The 19,364-nt window shown below is 38.4% G+C and carries 18 protein-coding genes; all 18 read left to right on the top strand.

The annotated features are described in order from the left end of the window. The first annotated feature begins 35 nt into the window (after positions 1 to 35). Positions 36 to 872: a glycosyltransferase family 2 protein gene (locus JRG66_RS01735; protein ID WP_265164027.1), complete on the top strand. Its 837-nt coding sequence runs from the start codon at positions 36 to 38 to the stop codon at positions 870 to 872. Next, positions 872 to 1,822 carry a glycosyltransferase family 2 protein gene (locus JRG66_RS01730; protein WP_265164026.1) on the top strand — a complete coding sequence of 317 codons (951 nt, stop codon included), beginning with the start codon at positions 872 to 874 and terminating at the stop codon, positions 1,820 to 1,822. The genes JRG66_RS01735 and JRG66_RS01730 overlap by 1 nt, the downstream gene beginning before the upstream one ends. Further along, the gene (locus JRG66_RS01725) at positions 1,819 to 3,039 is read left to right on the top strand and encodes a glycosyltransferase family protein (protein WP_265164025.1); all 1,221 of its coding nucleotides are present in this window, start codon (positions 1,819 to 1,821) and stop codon (positions 3,037 to 3,039) included. The genes JRG66_RS01730 and JRG66_RS01725 overlap by 4 nt, the downstream gene beginning before the upstream one ends. Positions 3,040 to 3,054: 15 nt before the next feature. Further along, on the top strand, positions 3,055 to 4,206 hold the full coding sequence (gene wecB, locus JRG66_RS01720; RefSeq protein WP_265164024.1) for a non-hydrolyzing UDP-N-acetylglucosamine 2-epimerase: 1,152 nt from the start codon (positions 3,055 to 3,057) through the stop codon (positions 4,204 to 4,206). Between the two features lie 208 nt (positions 4,207 to 4,414). Beyond that, the gene (locus JRG66_RS01715) at positions 4,415 to 5,458 is read left to right on the top strand and encodes a glycosyltransferase family protein (RefSeq protein WP_265164023.1); all 1,044 of its coding nucleotides are present in this window, start codon (positions 4,415 to 4,417) and stop codon (positions 5,456 to 5,458) included. Then, the gene (locus JRG66_RS01710) at positions 5,458 to 6,621 is read left to right on the top strand and encodes a glycosyltransferase (RefSeq protein ID WP_265164022.1); all 1,164 of its coding nucleotides are present in this window, start codon (positions 5,458 to 5,460) and stop codon (positions 6,619 to 6,621) included. The genes JRG66_RS01715 and JRG66_RS01710 overlap by 1 nt, the downstream gene beginning before the upstream one ends. Next, positions 6,618 to 7,769 carry a glycosyltransferase family 4 protein gene (locus JRG66_RS01705; RefSeq protein ID WP_265164021.1) on the top strand — a complete coding sequence of 384 codons (1,152 nt, stop codon included), beginning with the start codon at positions 6,618 to 6,620 and terminating at the stop codon, positions 7,767 to 7,769. Before JRG66_RS01710 ends, JRG66_RS01705 begins: the two co-directional genes overlap by 4 nt. 275 nt (positions 7,770 to 8,044) lie before the next feature. Next, entirely contained in the window at positions 8,045 to 8,728 is a 684-nt protein-coding gene (locus JRG66_RS01700; RefSeq protein ID WP_265164020.1) for a glycosyltransferase family 10 domain-containing protein, read from the top strand. Continuing rightward, on the top strand, positions 8,725 to 9,801 hold the full coding sequence (locus tag JRG66_RS01695) for a glycosyltransferase family 2 protein (protein ID WP_265164019.1): 1,077 nt from the start codon (positions 8,725 to 8,727) through the stop codon (positions 9,799 to 9,801). Before JRG66_RS01700 ends, JRG66_RS01695 begins: the two co-directional genes overlap by 4 nt. 44 nt (positions 9,802 to 9,845) lie before the next feature. After that, complete coding sequence (locus tag JRG66_RS01690) at positions 9,846 to 10,757, top strand: glycosyltransferase family A protein (protein ID WP_265164018.1); 912 nt, start codon at positions 9,846 to 9,848, stop codon at positions 10,755 to 10,757. Positions 10,758 to 10,995: 238 nt separating this feature from the next. After that, positions 10,996 to 11,991: a glycosyltransferase family 4 protein gene (locus JRG66_RS01685; RefSeq protein WP_265164017.1), complete on the top strand. Its 996-nt coding sequence runs from the start codon at positions 10,996 to 10,998 to the stop codon at positions 11,989 to 11,991. A 112-nt stretch (positions 11,992 to 12,103) separates the two neighbouring features. Then, positions 12,104 to 13,666: a glycosyltransferase family 2 protein gene (locus tag JRG66_RS01680; protein WP_265164016.1), complete on the top strand. Its 1,563-nt coding sequence runs from the start codon at positions 12,104 to 12,106 to the stop codon at positions 13,664 to 13,666. Next, positions 13,663 to 14,679 (top strand): glycosyltransferase family 2 protein, encoded by a 1,017-nt coding sequence (locus tag JRG66_RS01675; protein WP_265164015.1) that lies wholly within the window; start codon positions 13,663 to 13,665, stop codon positions 14,677 to 14,679. Before JRG66_RS01680 ends, JRG66_RS01675 begins: the two co-directional genes overlap by 4 nt. 2 nt (positions 14,680 to 14,681) lie before the next feature. Beyond that, positions 14,682 to 15,464 carry a hypothetical protein gene (locus JRG66_RS01670; protein ID WP_265164014.1) on the top strand — a complete coding sequence of 261 codons (783 nt, stop codon included), beginning with the start codon at positions 14,682 to 14,684 and terminating at the stop codon, positions 15,462 to 15,464. Between the two features lie 83 nt (positions 15,465 to 15,547). Then, complete coding sequence (locus JRG66_RS01665; RefSeq protein ID WP_265164013.1) at positions 15,548 to 16,480, top strand: glucosamine inositolphosphorylceramide transferase family protein; 933 nt, start codon at positions 15,548 to 15,550, stop codon at positions 16,478 to 16,480. A gap of 30 nt (positions 16,481 to 16,510) precedes the next feature. After that, positions 16,511 to 17,320 carry a class I SAM-dependent methyltransferase gene (locus JRG66_RS01660; protein WP_265164012.1) on the top strand — a complete coding sequence of 270 codons (810 nt, stop codon included), beginning with the start codon at positions 16,511 to 16,513 and terminating at the stop codon, positions 17,318 to 17,320. Continuing rightward, a complete protein-coding gene (locus tag JRG66_RS01655; RefSeq protein ID WP_265164011.1) occupies positions 17,317 to 18,681 on the top strand; it encodes a glycosyltransferase in 1,365 nt (454 codons plus the stop codon). The genes JRG66_RS01660 and JRG66_RS01655 overlap by 4 nt, the downstream gene beginning before the upstream one ends. A 172-nt stretch (positions 18,682 to 18,853) precedes the next feature. Further along, on the top strand, positions 18,854 to 19,249 hold the full coding sequence (locus tag JRG66_RS01650; protein ID WP_265164010.1) for a four helix bundle protein: 396 nt from the start codon (positions 18,854 to 18,856) through the stop codon (positions 19,247 to 19,249). Positions 19,250 to 19,364: the final 115 nt, after the last annotated feature.

Genomic DNA, 19,364 nt, shown 5'->3' with positions numbered 1-19,364 from the left:
ATATCCACTAAAAAATAAACAACTAATTTACGGGCATGGAGGAATTCCCTAAAATCTCGATAGTCATTCCCTGCTATAATGATGCTCCATTTATTGAAAAAGCAGTTATGTCTGCCTTAGATCAGACCTACATTAATAAAGAAGTAATACTTGTTGATGATGGATCTGACATAGAAACAAAAGTTGTGCTGAAGAAATTAAAACCGCGTCTCACGCAGCTTATTTCACAGGACAACAAGGGTCAAAGTTTTGCTCGAAACCGCGGAATCATGGCTTCCACAGGTGAATATATATTTTTAATTGACAGTGATGATTTTGTGGATGCTACTTTTTGTGAAAAGGCAATTCAGGCTTTTCACGACCAGGGAGATGTGAAAATTGTTAGTTGTTATGCAAGAAGATTTTATGATAATGGCGGATTTAATATTTTTAAAACCCGGGGTGGAAGGCTGAAAGACTTCTTACTGGAGAATTATGCTCTCGGTACTTCCATGTTTAGAAAAGATGAGGCAATTAAGGTGGGGCTTTACGATGAAGAAATGGATAAAGGATTTGAAGACTGGGAATTCTTTATCCGATTGCTGGAAAATGGAGGGGAAGCAGTTGTAATACCCGAGCCACTTTATCATTATAGAATAAGGAATGATTCCACTTCTGCGAGAGCAAGAGAAAGAAGAAAGGAATTACTTGAGTATATATACTTTAAGCATAAAAAACTTTACCTACAGCATTTCGATACATTTATCCCATTCCTGCTTGGCCGAATTGAAAAAGAGGAAAAAGAGAAAATAAAGAATACCAGGCGGCTTGAATATAAAATTGGGCAAAGGGTACTGAAGCCTTTGAGAAAAATAAAATCCCTTTTTAGATAGTGGAAAAACCGGACACCCCACAGGTTAGCATCGTAATGGCCACATTTAATCGGGCTCATTTAATAGAAGAGAGCCTGAAATCTGTAATTGATCAATCTTTCAAAAATTGGGAATGCCTGGTAATTGATGATGGTTCTACAGATGGGACGGGGGAATTAATTAAATCCATAGAGCTGATCGATGAAAGGATAAGATACTTTAAAAGACCTGAAAATTATAAAAAAGGCCTCCCCGGCTGTCGCAACTATGGATTGGACATAGCTAAAGGAGATTACGTGATCTATTTCGATGATGATGATATAGCACATCCCGACAATCTAAAGATCTGCGTAGCCGAGCTGGAGGACAATAATGTTTCCTATTGCAGATATTTGAGAGGTGTTTTCAGGGAAGATTTTGACGTGGTGTTCGATCGTGGATTAAACTATTCAAAAAAGATACTGAACATACGGGATTTGGAAGAAATTGTAATGGGCACACTTCCCTTTAATTCCTGTCAGGTAATGTGGCGAAGGGAATGTTTTAATAATAATTACTTTAACGAAGAGTTAATGTACGCCGAGGAATGGGAGTGTTACTTAAGAATTCTTCTTAAAAAAGTCAAAGGAGTTTCTGTGAACAAGGTGCTTTTTTATGGCAGAAAACACCTTAATTCCAATACAGGTGAATTTTATACAAATGATCCTGTGCGAAGAAGGTCTTATAGTAAGGCAGTAAAGCTTGTAATTGAAAACCTAAAGAAGAATGATCTACTTAGTGCAAAATTAAAGCAATACTTCATAAGAATGGGATTCTTCTTTAAAGATTATTCTATTATTCAGTATACCCTGGAAACAGTTGACTCTTCTACCCTTGAAAAATCCAAATACAGGCTGGGTTTTGTGTTATACCCCCTTTTAAAGAGGTATTTTAATTTTGTCCATGATCTAAAGAAAAGAACAAAAAAATGAAGTTTCTGGTAATTGCTCAGGATTTAAAGACTTCCGGAACCAGTGAAGGGATCGTTTCGCGTTCTTTTCTCGGAAAATTAAGGAAGATTTATCCCGAAGCAATTATCAGGGTTGTTTACCTAAGGAACATGGAAAGTGAAAATCAGCTGGATTTATTGCCTGTAAATTCCATTCAGGAAATCCAGGTAAGAAGGTCACCCCCAAAGTTCATCAAAATCCTTAACAGGATCTACTGGAGGGTCTTTAACAGTTCCCTTAATGACCAGTACCTGGTAAGTCAATATCGACACCATATAAAGAGAATTAATTGGACTGAATATGATCATATTTTTATTCGAAGTGCAGGGAATAATTATGAGACTATACTTGCGTGCAGCGGTCTGCCTCTTTTAAAAAATGCTGTAATCAATTTCCATGACCCTTACCCTCAGTTTTTAGATCCCGGTTCAGATCATGCTCCTTCAAAACTGGAGTTCAACAGGCAAAAAAGGATGCGGAAAATAGTGCTACAGGCAAAAACCTGTATCACACCTTCTCAATCCCTGTCTGAAGACCTGGAATTCTTTTATGGCTCCAGGAAAAAGTTTTACACTTTGCCTCATCAGTTCGCCCCTGCTGTATTTGCAAATTCAGCAATAACAAAGAAAAACGGAAATAGGGAAAAAGTGGTGGTCACTTATCAGGGGGCGGTTCAAATGGGCAGGAATCTGGACATACTTTTGGACGCTTATCTGGAATTACTCAACAGAAAAGGAGGCTTTAGGGACACAACGCAATTCCTTTTGAGGATCACCGGACCATATAGTTCAGAATTAAAAGAAAAATATCAACACCATCCGAATTTGATTGTTCTTGAACAAATCCCTTTTTCCAGGTCTGTTCAGGAAATGAAAACTGAAACAGATATTGTCATTATCCTGGAGAATTGTAGAAAGCGCAGTAATATCTTACCGGGGAAGGTTCCTTTTATTGCCTCCCTTAATAAACCTTTTCTCTGTCTTTCTCCGAAAATAAGTGAGTTGCGAAGGCTTATTCATGAACCTGCTTTTGTGGCCACCTGTGACGACCGGGAAGAAATTTTGCAGAAACTGGATCATCTCATTACCTCAGTGTTCCAAAAAAAGGAATTTAAGGAAGATCCTTTTAGAGGGTATTTCAATGAAAAAAACTTCAACAACCGACTAAAGGTAATATTAAAGGTTGGAAACAGCTTTTAAACCTTCTTGTTTTATATGTTTGTAATTGTAGCCAGAATCTACCTCAAATTAATTTCTGTTAATGAACTCCTGCTTGTATTTGGTACTCGACCTGAAGCTATAAAAATGGCTCCGGTTATATTTGAGCTAAGAAAAAAGAATATATCTTTTGCTGTATGTGTGACCGGTCAGCACAGGGAAATGCTTTATGAGGTACTGGATTTTTTTAATATTGATCCAGATTATTCTCTCGAGGTTTTGAGTTCGGAGCAATCTCTGAATGCTTTAAGTGCAAAGCTTCTATTGGCTGTAGATGAGGTACTGCAAAAAGAAGATCCAAGTGTGGTAATGGTGCATGGGGATACTGCAACTTCTTCTATGGCCGCCCTGGCAGCTTATCAAAGAGGAATAAGAGTAGTACATGTGGAGGCAGGATTAAGGACCTATAATAAGAGAGCGCCTTTCCCGGAAGAGATTAACCGGCAGATCACGGCAAGGATTGCCGATCTTCATTTTGCACCCACAGAAAATGCGAAGCTCAATCTTTTACAGGAAGGAATACCGGAATCGACAATTTTTATTACCGGGAATACCATTGTTGAAGCTTTGAAGTACGGCATTGCCAAAAGTAAGACTAGTCATAATGCCGAGATTGAAAGATTATCGAGGTTACTTGATCATGAGAAGAAACTAATTTTGGTCACAGGACACCGGCGCGAAAACTTTGGATTAGGATTGTCCAATCTTTGCGATGCCCTCAGGGAACTTGGGAAAAGTGGCGACCTGGAAATAATTTTTCCCGTTCATTTAAACCCGGCTGTACAGGAGGCAATTTATTCAAGGCTTGAAAAGGAGAAGAACATTCACCTGGTAGGTCCTGTTCAATACAGCACCATGTTATGGTTGATGGAGAGGTGTGCTCTGGTAATTACCGATTCCGGAGGGATTCAGGAGGAGATGCCTTTTTTTCGGAAGCCGCTCATTATTTCCAGGGAAGTCACGGAAAGAATGGAAGGAGTAGAAGCCGGTTTTGCTTTTTTAGCTGGGACGTCTAAAGAGCAAATTTTAAATAAATGCCGCAGCCTGCTTGCAAATCCTCCTGAATTCAGGAGTATGCAAAATCCGTATGGGGATGGTTTGGCTGCAGAAAGAATTGTAGCAGTTTTAGAACAATTACGTGAAGAATAAATCGATCAATATACTTGTTGTTGTAGAATCTCTAGATATAGAAGGCAGTAGTGGTGCAAAAGCAAATCTGGCACTTATTAATAACCTGAGGACGGCAGGATTTGGAATCGAAGTTCTTCACTACACCAGGAAAGAAGTAATTCTGGATGGAATTTCAACTACTGCAATTTATGAGAAACGCAGGAGCCTGTTCTTTATTTTGAGTCGATTGGAAGCTTTTCTTAGGACTCGTTTAAAATTACCGCTTAATCGGGTGGTGGAAAAGCAATCAGGTTTTTCATTTACGCTACTGAATGACCGCAACAGCATAATTTCATATTTAAAAGGAATAAAACCTGAACGATTTGAACTTATAATTACCCTTAGCCAGGGAGGAAGTTTTCGGCCCCATCATGCTCTGTTAAAGTTGCCGGAGTGGCACTGCAAATGGTTGGCCTATATTCACGATCCATATCCTATGCGGCACTTCCCCCCGCCATATACCTGGACAGAACCGGGTTCAGAAAAAAAAGAGTCTTTTGTGCGCCAGATCTCCGAAAAAGCTGCTTTTAGTGCCTTTCCGAGTAAACTACTTTTGGAATGGATGGGACAGTTTCACCCTCAGTTTTTAAACACAGGAGTGATAATTCCTCACCAAATACCTCTTCAGGATAAAAAAAATGTGAAACTACCGGACTGGTTTAATCCTGCAAATTTTAACATCATACATGCAGGAAATTTGTTGTGGGGGCGCGATCCGGTTGGGTTGATAGAAGGATTTCAATGCTTTTTGCAGAATTTTCCTGAAGCAAAGCAAAATGCCCGTTTAATATTTATTGGTGGGAAAAATCATTATTCACAATTGCTGAGGGAGGTCATCCAAAAGCATTCGGAAGTTTACGTTATCGAAGAAAGAATTCCCTATGATTTGGTGGCATCTATACAAAACTTAAGCTCCGTCAATGTAATACTGGAAGCCAAGTCAGATTTGAGTCCTTTTTTGCCGGGGAAATTTCCACATTGTGTGGCTGCTAACCGGCCCATTTTGCTGTTGGGGCCTCCTGTAAGTGAATCTCGAAGGCTGTTGGGAAGCGGATATCCTTTTTGGGAGGAAATAAATAGATCTAATAAAATAGCCCTATTAATCGAACAGCTGTACGATCAATGGAAAAAACGTAGTGTAAGCAAATTAGACCGTCAGGATCTGGAATTTTATTTATCTTATAAAAATTTAAAAGAAGTAATTCTCGGCTTAAAGAAATATGTTCAATAATGAAAATTTTGATGCTTTCTGTCTTATCACATCACTGCTTTAACTGGGCTCTTCAGCTCAAAGATTCCGGACATGAGGTATATTGGATGGATGTATACGACTCAAATACCTACATCCAGAAGATTGATTTTGCGACTCAAATAGTTTCGTGGAAAAATAGAGTCGAAATACCCGGTAAGTATTATCTACGCAAACATCTTCCGGGTCTAAATTACCTGATGGATAAAATTAATAATAGAAAATTTTTAGATGTATTTGAGACAAAACTGCAGGAAATTAAACCAGATGTAGTACAGAGTTTTGAAATGCATTCTGCCTGTATACCCATTTTAAGTGTTATGAAAAAAAATCCAGAGATTACATGGGTATACTCCTCCTGGGGAAATGATCTTTATTTCTTTCAAAGGGATTCGGCCAAAAAGGAAGCAATGCAAAATGTTTTACATCACGTGGATTATATGTTTGCGGATTGTACAAGAGATTTTCATTTAGCTAAAAAATTAGGATTTAAAGGTGATTATTTAGGTACTTATCCTACAGGAGGTGGTTACGATTTAAAAGAACATTCAAGTAATATTTTCGCTCATAAAAGCAAAAGTACAATTCTTATTAAAGGCTATCAACACAGGTTTGGGAGGGCTAAAAAAATTCTAGAAGCTTTATTATTAATAAAGAAAGTCGTTGAGAATAATAAAGTCATTGTCTTTGGAGCAAATGAAGAAATTCAATCCTTTGTAGATTCCGAAATGTCAGACTGGAATAATGTTAGGGTTCTGAGTGCCATAGGACGTGATGAGGTCATGAAGTTAATGGGGGAATCAATTATTTACATTGGAAATAGTATTTCGGATGGAATGCCTAATACCTTACTGGAAGCTATTATAATGGAAGCTTTTCCTATACAGTCAAACCCGGGAGGTGCCACGTCAGAACTCATTCAGCACGGGAAGAATGGATTTTTAATTGAGAATCCCTTAAATGAAAATGAAATTGCCGGCCATATAAAAGTTGCCCTTCAAGACAAAAATATAATAAGAAAGGGAATTGAGTTTAACACAATTTATTTAAAACCCAAGCTGGAACGCGATTATGTGCAAAAACAGGTTTTAGAGAGTTACAGTTTAATTGAACAGCAATTGACTGAGAAATCTGGTTCCCTATGAGAATTTTAATGATCTCCATGTCTTCCAGTCATTTTTTCAGATGGACTGAACAACTTAAAAATTCGGGACATCAGGTGCATTGGATTGATGTCTTTGATTCTAATACTTATGTGGAGAAAATAGACTTTGTTCACCAAACAATTGGCTGGAGGAATAAAATTAAATATCCCGGGAGATATAAATTAAAAGAAAAGCTACCATGGCTGGACAAATTGGTAAACAAATTCAACCAAAGAAAACTGGAAACTGTGGTGGAAAGAAAATTGAATGAGATCCAACCCGATGCAGTTCATAGTTTTGTAATGTATTCAGCCTGTGTGCCAATTTTAAAAGTGATGAGGAAAAATCCGGCCATTAAATGGATCTATTCTGCCTGGGGGAATGATCTTTATTTTTACCAGAACCGGCCACATTACTTATCGAACATAAAGGAAGTACTTCCTGTGCTGGATTTTATGTTTGCCGATTGTAAGCGCGATTATTTCATTGCACAAAAACATGGTTTTAAAAAAGAATACTTAGGGACCTTTCCTACGGGAGGTGGATATGATCTTAAAAGATACGAACAATTTGTAAAGCCATGGGATGAAAGAAAGATTATTCTTGTTAAAGGCTACCAACATCAATTTGGGAGGTGTAATGCCGTTCTACAAGCTTTGTTGGCAATTCGGGAAGAAATAAAAGATTTTAAAGTTGTGGTGTTTGCCGCAAACGAAAAAGTAAAGGAATATGTCGCAAGACCGGAATTCAAAAATTTCAAAAATCTTGAAATAAAGGGATTTGTAAACCCCGGGGAAGTTATGAAATTAATGGGAGAGTCTGTACTTTATATAGGAAACAGTATATCTGATGGAACACCCAACACACTTTTGGAAGCTATAATTATGGAGGCCTTTCCTATTCAATCCGATCCTGGTGGGGCAACTTCTGAAACGATAACACATAATTTCAATGGGTTGTTAATCAAAGATCCGGAAGATCCTTCTGCCATAGCATCTACTGTAAAGACCGCGCTCAATAATCCTGCAATGATGGAAAAGGGAATAGAGTATAATAGGATGAATATTAAGCCCCAACTCGAAAGAGAATATTTGAGATCCAGGGTTTTAAAAGCTTATGGCCTGGTGGAAAAAAGTCTTAAGAACTGAATTGAATGATCAAAATTTTCAAAATAAAAAGTTTCGCTTATACTCCTTTCAATAATCAGAAAGACCTGGAGTATTTAAAAAGTAAAGGCTTGATCCTTACAGAATCTCCCGGGGAAGCGGATATTTTAATAAGTCAAAATTTTCGACATCTTAAAAAGTATTTTTGGCAGTACCGCAGGAAGAAAGCATTTTTGGTCTGGACCTTCGAGCCCAGGTTTGACACCTCTTTCCGGTCTTCGAAAAGTATCCTTTTCGGGCTTCATAAATGTTATTTTATGAATGTATATACAGGAGATGTTTTCACTTCTGCACATACATTTCATTCTGACAAAATTAACAGGCAATTAGATCCGTTAAGCCCGGATTTTCAATTTAAACACAGAAAAATTGTGGCTTTAATGTCTTATTTCAAAGGTGAACATGCAACACCTTTGTACAGGAATGGCCGGGATATCGATCTTATAAAGATGCGCTCCAGGATTGCCCTTGAAGGTTATGCCGGGGGAATAATTGATATCTATGGAAAAGGCTGGCCACAAGGTTTGGCAATCGAAGATTCCCGATCTGGTGACTGGCCAACACGGAAAGCTGAAATACTTGAGAACTATTCATTTAATCTGTGTTTTGAAAACACCATTGCTCACAACTATATAACTGAAAAAATTTGGGATAGTATTGAAAACTACTGTTTGCCAATTTATTATGGAGAGGGAACAGGTGTTTATGATGTATTTCCTAAAAATAGTTTTATAGATTATGCTGATTTTAAGCATCCGGAAGAGCTTTTTAATTTTATAAAAAAGATGAAGAGTGATGAATTCAAATTGAGATTAAACAGTTGTATAGACATTTATAATTCAATAAGTAAGCAAGGGGAGAGCTTTTACTGGAGCAGGAGAAAGGAGAGCCTTGATAAGATTATTTCTAATTTTAATAAAATAATATATACTTCGGTTTGATCACAATAATTTATCCTTTTCGAAACCGGGATTTAATAAGAGTTGAAAACTCTTTTCTTTCCCTCAAGGAGCAAACCTGTAATAAGTTTGAGGTAGAATTTGTCGATTATGGATCTAATGAAAAAACGGCCGGAAAAGTCAGGGAACTTTGTGCTAAATTCTCTTTTGTAAATTACTCTTATTGTTATACTCAGTTTCAACCCTGGAATAAAAGTCGAGCCTTAAATTCGGTAATAAAATCATTGGAATCCGAATATTGTTTTGTTGCCGATGTGGATATTATCTTTCATCCTCAATTTATCGAAAAGGCCATTCAGCTTCAGGATGGCTATAGAAGCACATATTTTCAGGTAGGATTTCTTTCTGAAGGAGCTAAAATATTACCAAATCATTTTTCGACAGGCAACTATAGGAAAAGTACCCGGGAAGCAACCGGTTTAAGTATGTTTCCTGTGAAGTTATTACAGGAACTCCGCGGGTTTGATGAATTTTATCATTTTTGGGGTGCGGAGGATACCGATATGCATGTACGCTTAGAAAATGCCGGATATGAGGTGCATTTTTACGACAAAGAGATTTTGCTACTCCATCAATGGCATGTTTCTTACCGCAGTGCAGAGGAGAAGGTATTAACCGAAAACTTGCAAATAAAGGGAATTGTACAGTTAAACCATCAATATCTTCAAAATACAAGAGTCATTAAAAGAATTCATGCCAATCCTAAAACATGGGGTGAAGTGATGAATGCTACTCAATTAAAAAGTTTGATGAACCAACCATTTACATTCAAATTAGATAACGATAAAAAAAAAGTGGATGCGTTGATATATGGTCAATTACCGCAATTACTAAAGGGAAATTTTAAAGTTCAAATTCGAGAGCAATCGATTTCCAGATCTATTAATTTTCATTTAAAGAGAATTGCCGGGAAAAAGGCGCCAGAGTTCTATTCTTTAAAGGAAGTGAACGACCTTGTTTTAAGTCACTTAATTTCCTTTTACCGCGATTGTCCATACATTTTTAAGGTAAATAGAAAAACAGGGACAATAATTTTTGGCATTATTAACAGTTGAAAGACTTGGATAGGATATAAGAACATTTAGAAGAAATAATTAGGATGAGAAGTGGAACAAACCCTCAAAAGGCTAAGGAGAAGATACGTCTGGAAAATAAATTAAGGGTTATAATGGTAGTTTTTATCCCCAATACTGTGGGGTTTTATGCCAATTCCCTGGAGGTTTTTAAACTCTCACTGAGATCTCTTATTGGCAGCAACAGCGATCAATATAAAATAACTGTTGTTAACAATGGCTCGTGTCAAGAGGTGCAGGACTTTTTAGCGTCATTTTCGGGAGAGGAAATCGATACAATAATATATCACAGTAAAAATATTGGTAAAATAGACGCCCTTATTGGTGCTGCAAGGGGAGCAAGGGAGTCTTTAATCACCTTGACAGATGCAGATATCTTGTTTTTGAAAAATTGGTTTCCTGCGACACAGGAAGTATTCCATTCTTTTAAAAAGGCCGGATCTGTTTCACCAATTCCCTTTCGTCACGGGTTTTATTATGGTACGAGTTCCGTATTAAAAGATATTCTTTTGAAAAAACTCAAATTTCAAAAGCTTAAAATCCCTGAAAATTTTGCAGATCATAATAAATATCTGGAAAGTATAAACTGGGGCAATGAAAAAACAGATTCGTTAGACTGGCCGGTAGTTCAAAAAGCAAATGTAAGGGCAATAGTGGGTAGTGGACATCAGGTGCTCACCATAAAAAGAGAAATTTTATTCTCAACCGTTCCTATTTCCCCTTCCCTCACACTTATTGGTGAGGATTCAGAGTTTAAATATATTGACGAACCTATTGACCGGGCCGGGCTGCTTAGATTAGCAACCTTCAGGAATCATGCTTTCCATATGGAAATACACTGGAACCCTGGATGGAGGAAAAATTCAATGCAGCCGGAGCAGAAGAATCCAAAAGTAGTTCCTCAGATATCAAAGAAAAAGTTATTAAAAATCAACTAACTCTGAATTTTAGGATTTATCAGTTTAGGAAGTTTATATCTAAAAGGTTATTCAATTTAGTATATAAAAAATCATGAAGAAGATCCTTATTATTGGTCCAATAGGAGACGTAGGAGGTAGGGAGATTGAAGCAGGTTTTATCCCTTCCGCTCTTTCAGATCATTTTCAAATTTCAGTTTTTTCCACTGCCAATATCACAAAATCTTCACAGGTTTATAGTTATCCCTTTAAAGGAAAGGTGACTTCTCTAAAAGAAGTACTCTATTTAAATTATATTTCCTTACGACCGGCAGCTTTATTGAGTTATTACAGGAATGGTCAAAATGCTCCTGTACATTATTATGTAAATAATCGTTTTAATTCCGGTAAGGGATTGAAAATAAAGGAAAGGGAGCAACTTAGAAAGGTGATTGGAGAAGTAGACTCTGTTTTTATTATAGCTCATCTTTTCTCTCTAAGAATTAAAGAAATAAGTATAGCTTCAGAAGCTAAAAAGAAGATCATATTCAGAACTACCGGGTCTATAGAATTAAGAAAGACATTTCCCGATTATCTGGAGAAGGTTACCCACTTTTTCCACCATTCTCATGACAATGCCCATAAATTACATAACTACATCAAAAACCGGAACTACTCAATAATTGATCAATCTGCACCGAATGAAGAACTTCTGCTTAAAATCCCTCCATTGAAGCGGCAACCTTCTAACTTCGTTGCCATTGGCAGATTTAGTGCAGAAAAAAACTTTCAATTTCTTATCTCTGAATTTAAAAAATTTTGCCATGAATTGGATAAGTTATATTTAATAGGAGATGGAGAATTAAAGACCTGGTTGCTTGAAGAAAAAGGAGGTAACGAAAATATTATTTTTATGGGACAAAGGACCTCTGGAGAGGTCGCTGAATTCTTTAGAAGTGTGGACTGCCTGATCATCCCTTCATTGCATGAAGCAGGTCCATTGGTAGGGATTGAGGCCATGGCAGCAGCAAAAATTATATTGAGCTCACCTGTAGGTGCGATGCCTGAGCGCCTCAAGGATACTTTGAATAATTTCTGGTTTGAACCGGAGGATGGCGGTTCATTGGAAAGAGAGTTTAAAAGAATTAAAAATCTTTCACTAAAGGAAACTGAAGAAATTTCCCTTAGTAATCGGAAGAATTATTTAAAATCCTATTCCCGGGAGAAAATCTCAAATTTATATTGTCATTCCATTGATCGTATCCTTGGTAATTAAAAGATATATTATCTTTTGACTTTTATAATATAATTGAATCTACTTAATTTCAGGTATTATCTTTCCGAAAATGGAACAATAATATACTACATTTGTTCTAAAGCCCCTCAATTTGAAGATCCTCGTTCATAAAAGAGCACAAGTTCCTGTCGAAGTTATTTCTTCTAACGGGGAAGAGACAGTCCTGGAGAGCACCACATGTACTGCTGCTTTATGGGAACTCGCCGGCCGTTTCCCTCATGAACTTATCGGCTGGTGCGAGGAGGCTTATTCGAAGCAATTGGATCTTACAAAATGGAATGATATTTTTCACCATAATTTGATCATGGCATCCTATGCGGTGGACTCTACTTTTTTACCTGAGAGTATAGGTTACGTAGAGCAGCTGCCATTCGCCAATCTTAATCGTGAGGTACTTTATGGCACCTGGAGAATGAGCAGGGATGTAGGAGGGATATATGGAAAGGTATTGCTGCGGTTTAAGCCTTTAATGAACCAGGTCAAAGATTTTGAATACCTCTTAAATTCCGTTGCAAAACTTGGGCAGCAGAATTCTCTTTTCTGCTACAGTGCTCCCGGCCTGGTAAAGGAACCTCCGGCTAAACCTGTAATACATACCGCTTCCCGACAACAACTTTTCAGTTTTGTATATCAGCATTATAACTCTGTATGGTTGCTGATCCTTACCTGGTGCATTTATAAATATGAGAGAAAGTTTCCCGTTACCTTCCTTAAGGGAGTTAAAACAGATAAATATTTTCAGAAAAAAGTGGATCTCACGGAAATTCCTATCTCTTCCTGCAGATTTACAGAGGTTTCAGAGGCAATAGATGTGGTCATTCCCACCATGGGCAGGCGGGAGCATTTGTACAATGTGCTAAAAGATTTTTCAGAACAAACCCTACTTCCACGAAAACTTATCATAGTAGAACAAAATCCTGATTTAAATTCTGTTTCTGATCTTGATTACCTGAAAAAGGAAAAGTGGCCATTTGAGATCCTTCACCATTTCATTCACCGCACAGGGGCATGTAACGCTCGTAACCTGGCTCTGGCTGAGACGGCAGCCGATTGGGTATTCTTTTCTGACGATGACCAGAGATTTGAAAAAGATTTACTGGAAAGTATTTTTAGGGAAATTAAAAAATTCGGAGTTGATGGTTTAACTACCAGTTATCTGCAAGCCGGAGAAAAAAAGAATTTTACGGTACCAAAACAATGGGGTACTTTTGGAGCCGGAAATAGTGTGGTACTTGGAGCATTCGCCCGAAAGGTAAAATTCTCCCCTGCGTTCGAGCATGGGTATGGAGAAGATATGGATTACGGAATGCAGTTGCGCAACCTTGGTTGCGATATCATATATCATCCCGGTCTTACTATTCATCATCTTAAGGCAGAGACCGGAGGCTTTCGGGAAAAAACCAATATGGATTGGGAAATGGAGCATATTAAACCAAAACCTTCCCCCACTCTAATGGCTTATGCGCTAAAATACTATTCAAAAGAGCAGCTAATGGGGTTCAGGACTTCCTTGCTTCTCAAATACTACAATAAACAATCTGTCAAAAATCCTTTTAGGTATAACAGGGAAATGATAGAAAGCTGGAAGAAGAGTAAAAGGTGGGCAAAGAAATTGTTACTGCTGGAAAGAACCTTTAAACAGAGAGCAGTATGAAATTTGGGTTGATCATTTGTACCTATCAGCGATCGGAGGCGATATTAAACTTGCTGCTTTCCGTTAGGGAGCAAACCCATTATCCCGATCAAATTTTGGTTATAGATGGTTCCCTGGATGATCGAACTGAAAATGTATTGCAGCAGCAGGAATTTTCCAGGCTGGAGTATTTTAAAGTGGGTAAAGAGAATAGAGGTTTAACGAGACAGCGGAATTTTGGGATCTCTAAATTAAGTCCGGAAATTGAAATAGTCTTTTTCCTGGATGATGATGTGATCATAAGCTCAAAATATTTTGAGGAGATCCTGGGTACTTATAAAAATTTTCCTGAGGCATTGGGGGTTTCAGGTTATACCATAAACGAAACTGAATGGAAAGCAGTGGAGGAAAATTACGAACCAACTTCCGGGGAATTTATGTTTGATGGATGGGTGCGAAAAGAAGGCAGCAGGTTTTTATTACGCCGCAGATTCGGGCTTCAACCCGATGAACCACCTGGTTATATGCCCGAATTTTCTCATGGTTATTCTGCCGGCTTTCTACCTCCCTCGGGAAAGACTTATGAAGTAGAAATGCTAATGGGAGGTATTGCTTCTTACCGCAAACAGGTTTTTTCAGAATTCCGGTTTTCACCTTTCTTTGAAGGATATGGCTTATATGAAGATGCCGATTTTTCTCTAAGGGTCTCCAGGAAAGGGAAACTTTATGTGAATACAGCAGCAAAACTGGAGCATTATCACGATGAAGCGGGTAGGCCTAACAAATTCAGGTATGGGAAAATGGTTCTTAGAAATGGCTGGTATGTATGGAGGCTAAGGCATGCAAAGCCTTCCTCAAAAGCCATACTGAAGTGGCACGGCACCTCTTTTTTGCTTACTTTGGTGCGCCTTGGGAACGTTTTTAATACCTCGAAAAAAAAAGAAGCTTTGACAGAAAGTCTCGGCAGGATAGCAGGATGGTGGAGTTTATTGCTGGAGCGGCCGGGTACAAAATTTAAAAATTCCGTAGAATAGGCATGGATTTAAAATCACTCTTCAGATCACGGAATTATCAGCATTTCTTTCACAGGATAAAACCCTTTCCTGCTTCAGTAAAAAAAGAACCGCTTGACTACTCAGGTTTTGAGGATCTAAATGACCTAATTGAATATCTTGAGATAAAAAATTATAAAAAGATCGTGGTTGTGGCCAGTGGCCCTTCTGCCTCGAAAATAAACTATGACCAAGAGAACCTCTATTTTGCCTGTAATGATTCTCTAAGACTGGTGCAGGATCTTCCTCATGTGTACATGCTTTACGACATGTTTTACCTTACCAGGTATTTAAAGACCTATGGAGGTGAGAGTGGCTGGAAAGGGAGTATCTTCTGGTATAACTACAACAACCCTCACTCCCACAAGATCTACAGGCTTACCCGTAAATATTTAAATTACTATTCCAGGAAAAAAAGGGAGTTTTTAATTACCAATAAGGCCGGGGAGGATTTACAACCTGTTTATGGCCAGGTGGAATCGCTACTACAGGAAGTTTTTGATTACAGGCACTACAGAGTAAATTCAGGTTTTAATACCCTTGTGTTTGCTGCTTTAATGGCACATCTTGAAAATAAACCCCTGGAAGTATATGGTCTTGACATGGGCATTGGTGGGAATAAATATTTTAATAAAGATTCTCCCCTGGGGCGCAGTGTGAAGTCCCAAAAAAACAGGGAACTTGTGGGAGTGTTCCTTGATAAACTATATAAGAGTAAAGTTGAGACAATGAATTTCTCTAATTTTCAGGGGAATGTTGAGGGTTAAGCTTTAAATCCGGAGAGAAAATGAAGAGAGGAGGGCTGTTTTTCCTGGGGTTCTTAGGAATTTTGCTGGTAATCATTCTAATAATGAACTACAGATATCCTTTTATGGTTGCCCGGGGAGGAAACTGGTCGGTAGGATATCAGGAAGCCTCTCAGATTTCCGGTTTTAATTTTAGGCCCATTAATATAATTACCCACCAGGAGGTGAACAGGCTAACCGAAGAAGAAACAGCCTATATAGCCGATCCTTTTTTTATAAGAGAGCAGGATACATTTTACCTTTATGTAGAGATCAAAGGGATAGACAATGCAAATATTGCTCTTTTCACTTCTAAAGATGGAGTAGATTATAGCTATGCAGGAATTGTTCTGGATGAAACTTTTCACCTTTCTTATCCTCAGGTCTTCCGTCATGAAGAGAATTATTACATGTTGCCTGAAACCAAAGGCTCAAACCAGGTGCTTCTCTATAAAGCTGAAAAATTCCCCTATTCCTGGCAAGTTGAGGATACATTAATTAAAGATAGGGCTTTAAAGGATGCTTCCATTCTTTTAAGTGATGAACTTAACCTCCTGGTGGCAGTAGATGACGATCTAAAGCAGGTAATGTTCAAGGCAGATTCCCTTTTTGGAAAGTGGAATGAAGTAAAGGAATTTGAACCTCGCTGGGGGAATGAAAGCCGGCCGGGTGGAAGATTTGTTTCAATTGATAAAGACTGGTATCTTCCTCTTCAAAACCATGCAGAAGGCTACGGTACCGGAATCTCATTATATAAACTGCTTATTACTTCGGAAGACTATAAATTTGAACTGGTAGATAAATTACTCCTGAAACCTCAGGAAGAAATTAAGTGGTTGGAGAGAGGAATGCACCACCTGGATGTGCAGCAAATGCCTGAAGGGGGTTACTACATGGTTTATGATGGAGACAGGAGTACAAGCGGGGAGAGGGAACTTCAGTGGAAAAGATCTGTAAAATGGAACCTTGTGGATCTATACAATTACTTGCAGTTTTAATTGGAAAAGTTCTTAATTGGAACTAAAGTTATGAAACAGAAAAAGAGGCCAACAGTAAATCAATTACAGCGGGAATTTTATGATTCCAAGAAGAAAAATTTACCCACCCGACTGTGGTCTTACTTGAGGAATGGAGCTCTTAACCGTATCAAGAAGAAGGTAGGTATTGAAGCCGATATTTATAAGCTGCATAAATCCTGGTTTGGAGATCTCTCCGAAAAGAAAGTACTGGACCTGGGCTGTTATGCGGGAAATTCCCTTAGTTTTTACCTGGCTGAAAATTCGAAAAGTTATCTGGCCATAGATCTTAGCCCAAAAGGGATCGGGAACCTGGACAGGCGTCTTAAAAATATTCCTGGCGCCCGGGCCGAAGTAATGGATTTTCTTTCTGAAGCTTTTGAAGAAAAGGATTTTGATCTTATTTATGCTTATGGTGTGTTGCACCATTTTAAAGATGTAGATCAACTTATCCTGAAGCTAAAGGAAAAGCTTAATCAAAACGGAATAATTGTAAGTCATGATCCGCTGGAAACAAGTTTACCTATCAAGACAATCCGAAGGATTTATCGTCCTTTCCAAAGTGACCGGGCCTGGGAATGGCCTTTTACCAGAAAAACTTACTACAGTTTTGCAAAGGAATTTAGGATAGTCGAAAGAAGGGCGGTTCTGGGAAAGACGAAGTGGACGACCTTGCTCAATGTTCTGCCGGTGCCTGAGGTGAAAAAAATAAAGAAGGCCACCAAGTGGCATCATGAAGATTGGGAGCGTTCGGCAAGAGATGATGAATACATGTTCAGCTGTATGCATTTGAGCATGCTGATGCAAAAAAGGATTAGATGAGGTTTTCGATCTTTTCTCATGTGGAACATATTGAGCGGGAGGGGAAATATTATGCTTACGCCCCTTACGTGCGGGAGATGAATATCTGGCTGAAGCATGTGGAAGAGGTGGAAGTTGTTGGGCCAGCCCCCCGGTCCCCGAAGGGGGAGTTCACAGGGAAAGAATTGTATAGGCATAAAAACCTTACTCTTACCAGAATATCCTCATTTCATTTTTTGAACCTGATAGGTGCAGTAAAGGCTATTTTAAAAATTCCATATATACTCTACAAGATATTAGGAGCAATGAAGAGGGCAGATCATCTGCACTTGCGCTGCCCCGGGAATATTGGACTTCTTGCGTGTATTTGCCAGATCTTTTTTCCATCTAAACCAAAATCTGCCAAGTATGCCGGAAATTGGGATCCGGAGGCGAAACAGCCCTGGAGTTACAGGTTCCAAAAATGGCTTTTAAGCAATACATTTTTGACCCGGAATATGCAGGTGCTGGTATATGGGGAATGGCCGGGGCAGTCAAAAAATGTTGTTCCTTTTTTCACAGCTTCGTTTTCTGAGCAGGAAAAAGCTGAGGTGCCAAAAAAGGCATTTTTAGAACTTTTTATTTTTTTGTTTGTAGGCAATCTGGTGGAGGGGAAGCGGCCACTGGAGGCGGTGAAACTAGTTGAGCAATTAATAGTTAATAGCGAATTATCATTGCCGAAAACTTCTGTATGTCTAAAGATTTATGGAAGCGGACCGGAGAGAGAAAAGCTTGAAAAATATGTAAAAGAAAGTCAGCTTGAGGGTATGGTGCAATTTTATGGGAGTAGACCTTTAGAGGAAGTAAAAGAAGCTTATCAAAAAGCCCATTTTGTGATCCTTCCTTCAAAATCGGAAGGCTGGCCCAAAGCCATTGCCGAAGCTATGTTCTTTGGTTGTATTCCCATTGCTACTCCGGTGAGTGGTGTGCCGTGGATGCTAAATTACGGTAGTAGAGGGATATTATTAGATGAGTACAAGAACCAAGAACCTAGAGCCAAGAACCTAGACGGGGAAAAGGAGTGGTCAGTGGTCAGGGGACAGTGGTCAGAAGGGGAACAAAGCCAACAGCCAACAGCTAACAGCCAAGAGCTAAATAGGAGTGGACAGAGTACAGAGGACAGTAAGGATCAAGAGCCAAGAACCAAGAGCCAAGATAAAGGTAGGCAGTGGTCAGTGGTCAGTGGACAGTGGATAGAAGATATTACTGAAATTAAGGAGTTATTGGCTGATCCAGAACGTATGAAAAAGATGTCTGAGGCAGCAAAAAAATGGAGTCAGCAGTATACGTTGGAGAGGTTTGAAGTTGCTATTAGGCAAATCCTAAAGCGAAAGAAATTGTGAAGATCTTAAGGTTTAAGGTTCATTGTTCAGCGTTTAAGGTGTTTTGGAATTTTAATTAATAATTTGGTTAAAGAAGAGAATTTGTAGTTCTCGAGTTTGAAAATTTGATTCTTAACCAAATATTTCAATCCTTTCCAGAATGCACCGAGAACGTTAAACGTTTAAAAAAACTATGGGGAAAATTGAAAAGTTTGAGGATCTCGAGATTTGGCAATTAGGCCGGGAGATATGCCAGGATCTGGAGGTGCTTTTTGAATCTACGCATCTTGGAAAAAGGTTTTCTTTGCTAAACCAAATGGATAGAAGCTCAGGTTCCATAATGGATAATATAGCAGAAGGCTTTGGAAGAGGAGGAAATCTTGAATTTCGAAATTTTCTTGGTTTCTCCCGTGGCTCCTGTTCTGAGTTGAAGTCTCAACTGTATCGGGCAAAGGATAAAAAGCTGATCACAGAAGCAGAGTTTCTGCAATTGGCCAATAAATGTGAAAAGGAAATCGCAAAAATAACGGCTTTTATAAATTTTCTCAACCGATCTAACCTTAAAGGATCTAAATTTAAAAAGGCTTGAAATTATAAAAAGGAAGCGGATGCACCGATGAACTTTCTTCAAGAATGTCAAAGGAAATTGCGAAAATTAAACCTTTAATAAATTTTATAAACAGATCCAGTTTAAAAGGTTCAAA

The organism is Salinimicrobium tongyeongense (assembly GCF_026109735.1).
GTDB classification, from domain to species: domain Bacteria; phylum Bacteroidota; class Bacteroidia; order Flavobacteriales; family Flavobacteriaceae; genus Salinimicrobium; species Salinimicrobium tongyeongense.
Note: the sequence above shows the minus strand (reverse complement) of the source record. Positions and strands in the feature narration are given on the sequence as shown.